Here is a 2,944-nt window from a genome sequence, read left to right on the forward strand (position 1 = left end):
TAATGGACCGTGTGTCTTAGACGCTAGATCAAGGTAGAAAGGGCGTACGGTGGATGCCTTGGCACTAGGAGCCGATGAAGGACGCGACGAACAGCGAAATGCTCTGGGGAGTGGTAAGTACACATCGATCCAGAGATATCCGAATGGGGGAACCCACCGCCGGGAGACTGGCGGGACACCCACGTGAATACATAGCGTGGCGTGAGGCAAACCCGGGGAACTGAAACATCTAAGTACCCGGAGGAAGAGAAAGAAAATTCGATTCCCTGAGTAGCGGCGAGCGAAACGGGAACAGCCCAAACCAGGAAGCATGCTTCCTGGGGTTGTAGGACACTCTATACGGAGTTACAAAGGGATAGGGTAGGTGAACGACCTGGAAAGGTCGGCCAGAGAAGGTGACGGCCCTGTAGCCGAAACCCCATCCCCTCCAGAGTGGATCCTGAGTACGGCGGGACACGTGAAACCCCGTCGGAATCCGGGAGGACCATCTCCCAAGGCTAAATACTTCCTAGTGACCGATAGTGAACCAGTACCGTGAGGGAAAGGTGAAAAGCACCCCGGAAGGGGAGTGAAACAGATCCTGAAACCGTATGCCTACAAGTAGTCAGAGCCCGTTAACGGGTGATGGCGTGCCTTTTGTAGAATGAACCGGCGAGTTACGATGGCGGGCGAGGTTAAGCCGATGAGGCGGAGCCGCAGCGAAAGCGAGTCTGAACAGGGCGCATCAGTCCGTCGTCGTAGACCCGAAACCAGGTGATCTACCCATGTCCAGGATGAAGGTCAGGTAACACTGACTGGAGGTCCGAACCCACGCACGTTGAAAAGTGCGGGGATGAGGTGTGGGTAGCGGTGAAATGCCAATCGAACCTGGAGATAGCTGGTTCTCTCCGAAATAGCTTTAGGGCTAGCCTCGAGGTGAAGAGTTCTGGAGGTAGAGCACTGATTGGACTAGGGGCCCCCACAGGGTTACCGAATTCAGTCAAACTCCGAATGCCAGCAACTTGTACTCGGGAGTCAGACTGCGAGTGATAAGATCCGTAGTCGAGAGGGAAACAGCCCAGACCATCAGCTAAGGTCCCCAAGTGTATGTTAAGTGGAAAAGGATGTGGCGCTGCACAGACAACTAGGATGTTGGCTTAGAAGCAGCCACCATTCAAAGAGTGCGTAATAGCTCACTAGTCGAGTGGCGCCGCGCCGAAAATGTAACGGGGCTAAACATACCACCGAAGCTATGGATCCCGTAAGGGATGGTAGGAGAGCGTTCCAAGCAGCAGTGAAGCGGTACCGTGAGGAGCCGTGGAGCGCTTGGAAGTGAGAATGCCGGTGTGAGTAGCGAAAAGAGGGGTGAGAATCCCCTCCGTCGAAAGCCCAAGGTTTCCTGAGGAAGGCTCGTCCGCTCAGGGTTAGTCTGGACCTAAGCCGAGGCCGAAAGGCGTAGGCGATGGACAACAGGTTGATATTCCTGTACCGCCGTACCACCGTTTGAACGATGGGGGGACGCAGAAGGATAAGGTGACCGTGCGACTGGAAGTGCACGGACAAGCAGCAAGGCCGTCGGGTTGGCAAATCCGCCCGACACCAAGGTTGAGCTGTGACGTGGAGCCCGTAGGGCGAAGCACCGGATTTCACGCTGCCAAGAAAAGCCTCTAGTGAGGAGGTCGGCGCCAGTACCGCAAACCGACACAGGTAGGCGAGATGAGAATTCTAAGACGCGCGGGATAACTCTCGTTAAGGAACTCGGCAAAATGGTCCCGTAACTTCGGGAGAAGGGACGCTTATGGCAACATAAGCCGCAGTGAATAGGCCCAAACGACTGTTTAGCAAAAACACAGGTCTCTGCTAAATCGCAAGATGAAGTATAGGGGCTGACGCCTGCCCGGTGCTGGAAGGTTAAGGGGATGTGTCATCGCAAGAGAAGCACTGAACCGAAGCCCCAGTAAACGGCGGCCGTAACTATAACGGTCCTAAGGTAGCGAAATTCCTTGTCGGGTAAGTTCCGACCCGCACGAAAGGCGTAACGATTTGGGCACTGTCTCAACGAGAGACCCGGTGAAATCATAGTACCTGTGAAGATGCAGGTTACCCGCGACAGGACGGAAAGACCCCATGGAGCTTTACTACAGCCTGATATTGAGGCTTTGTACGCGATGTACAGGATAGGTGGGAGTCTGTGAAGCCGGAGCGCCAGCTTCGGTGGAGACACCCTTGGGATACCACCCTTTGCGTATAGAGTCTCTAACTCGCAGCCGTGATCCGGCTGGAGGACCGTGTCAGGCGGGTAGTTTGACTGGGGCGGTCGCCTCCTAAACAGTAACGGAGGCGCCCAAAGGTTCCCTCAGAATGGTTGGAAATCATTCGAAGAGTGCAAAGGCAGAAGGGAGCTTGACTGCGAGACCTACAAGTCGAGCAGGGACGAAAGTCGGGCTTAGTGATCCGGTGGTTCCGCATGGAAGGGCCATCGCTCAACGGATAAAAGCTACCCTGGGGATAACAGGCTGATCTCCCCCAAGAGTCCACATCGACGGGGAGGTTTGGCACCTCGATGTCGGCTCATCGCATCCTGGGGCTGGAGTAGGTCCCAAGGGTTGGGCTGTTCGCCCATTAAAGCGGTACGCGAGCTGGGTTCAGAACGTCGTGAGACAGTTCGGTCCCTATCCGTCGTGGGCGCAGGAAATTTGAGGAGAGCTGTCCTTAGTACGAGAGGACCGGGATGGACGCACCGCTGGTGTACCAGTTGTTCCGCCAGGAGCATCGCTGGGTAGCTACGTGCGGACGGGATAAGTGCTGAAAGCATCTAAGCATGAAGCCCCCTCCGAGATGAGATTTCCCTTTGAGCAATCAAGAAAGACCCCTCAGAGACGATGAGGTAGATAGGTCATGGGTGGAAGCGTGGTGACACGTGGAGCTGAATGATACTAATCGGTCGAGGCTTTGATCTAGTCTA

Annotated in this window: 1 rRNA gene; it reads left to right on the plus strand. The window is 55.3% G+C overall.

Annotation, left to right across the window (positions count from 1 at the left end):
• The first annotated feature begins 26 nt into the window (after positions 1–26).
• Positions 27–2,939 (plus strand): 23S ribosomal RNA (locus KNO98_RS14535).
• Positions 2,940–2,944: the final 5 nt, after the last annotated feature.

Source organism: Exiguobacterium sp. s57, from assembly GCF_018617685.1.
Lineage (GTDB): Bacteria > Bacillota > Bacilli > Exiguobacteriales > Exiguobacteriaceae > Exiguobacterium > Exiguobacterium marinum.